At 42.5% G+C, this 1,452-nt stretch carries 2 protein-coding genes; both read left to right on the forward strand.

The annotated features are described in order from the left end of the window. A partial coding sequence (locus BS63_RS01000000111160; protein ID WP_032798621.1) for an ATP-binding cassette domain-containing protein occupies positions 1–342 on the forward strand: 342 nt, incomplete at its 5' end. Between the two features lie 14 nt (positions 343–356). Further along, on the forward strand, positions 357–1,280 hold the full coding sequence (locus BS63_RS0110270) for an HlyD family efflux transporter periplasmic adaptor subunit (protein ID WP_002961554.1): 924 nt from the start codon (positions 357–359) through the stop codon (positions 1,278–1,280). Positions 1,281–1,452 lie beyond the last annotated feature (172 nt).

Here is a 1,452-nt window from a genome sequence, read left to right on the forward strand (position 1 = left end):
ATTGAGCAGATGCCTCTTGGTTACCAAACAGAACTCTCTGACGGTGCTGGGGTTTCAGGCGGTCAGAAGCAAAGGATTGCGTTGGCCCGTGCCCTCCTAACTCAGGCCCCTGTCTTAATTTTGGATGAGGCCACCAGCAGTTTGGATGTCCTGACGGAAAAGAAAATTGTTGATAACCTCATGACCATGACCGATAAGACCGTTATCTTTGTGGCCCACCGATTGAGTATCGCGCAAAGGACAGATCGGATTATCGTCATGGACCAAGGAAAGATTGTGGAAGAAGGTAGCCATAAGGAACTCTTGGCTAATAAGGGCTTCTACTACACACTGTTTAACTAAGGGAGGCATCTAACATGAATCCAAAATTACTTGAAAGTGCGGAATTTTACCGTCGTCGCTACCATAATTTTGCGACTGTTCTTATTGTGCCCTTGGTTATCTTGATTATCTTCATTGGTGTTTTCCTCTGCTTTGCCAAAAAGGAAATCACAGTGATTTCTCAAGGTGAAGTGGCGCCAACAAAGGTATTGGCCGTTATCCAGTCTGTTAGTGACACATCGATTGCACAAAATAAATTAGACGACAACACTAAGGTTGATAAGGGTGACCTCTTGGTGCAGTACACAGAGAATGCGGAACCAGAACAAAAGGATGCCCAAAAGAATACAATCAAGGACCGCAATGACCGCCTAGACAAGGAAATAGAAAAGGAAGAGAAGAAAACAAAGAAAAAGTATAAAAAGCTTTCCAAAAAGGAAAGGAAGAAACGGGAGAAAAAAGACCAGAAGAAGAAGGAGAAAAAGAAAAAAGACCGAGATTCAGAGGATAAAAAAGAAACAGACCACGTTTCCCTCTTTGCTCCTGAGTCAGGAGTGATCCATACTAACAGTAAGTATGATGGCCTCAATATCCTTCCTAAGTGGTCAGAAATTGCCCAAATCTATCCTGATATTCAAAAGACGAAAACCGTCTTAATTACCTACTACGTCTCATCTGACGATGTTGTTTCCATGAAGAAGGGCCAAACGACCCGTTTATCGCTTGAAAAGAAAGGCAATGATAAACTGACCGTCCAAGGGAAAATCAATAGTGTCGCTGCATCGGCCACGACGACCAAGAAGGGCAACCTCTTCAAGGTCACAGCCAAGGTCAAGCTGTCCAAGAAGGACAGCAAGCTGGTCAAGTATGGGATGACTGGAAAGACAGTCACCGTTATTGATAAGAAGACCTACTTCGATTACTTCAAGGATAAATTGCTTCACAAGGTGGAGGATTAATTTCAACAGATAGTTCGGCTCGAATGAGCTGGGCTATTTATTTTCAAATGGATATATTTAGAAAATTCACTTGCTCCGTTGTAAAATGGGGTGCAACAAAAAAAGACAAGCTTATCTGATATACTAAAGTTGCGAAACAAAGTATAAGGAAAGAGATAAGCATGTCCACCAC

It is taken from the genome of Streptococcus sobrinus DSM 20742 = ATCC 33478, from assembly GCF_000686605.1.
In the GTDB taxonomy this organism is placed as follows: domain Bacteria; phylum Bacillota; class Bacilli; order Lactobacillales; family Streptococcaceae; genus Streptococcus; species Streptococcus sobrinus.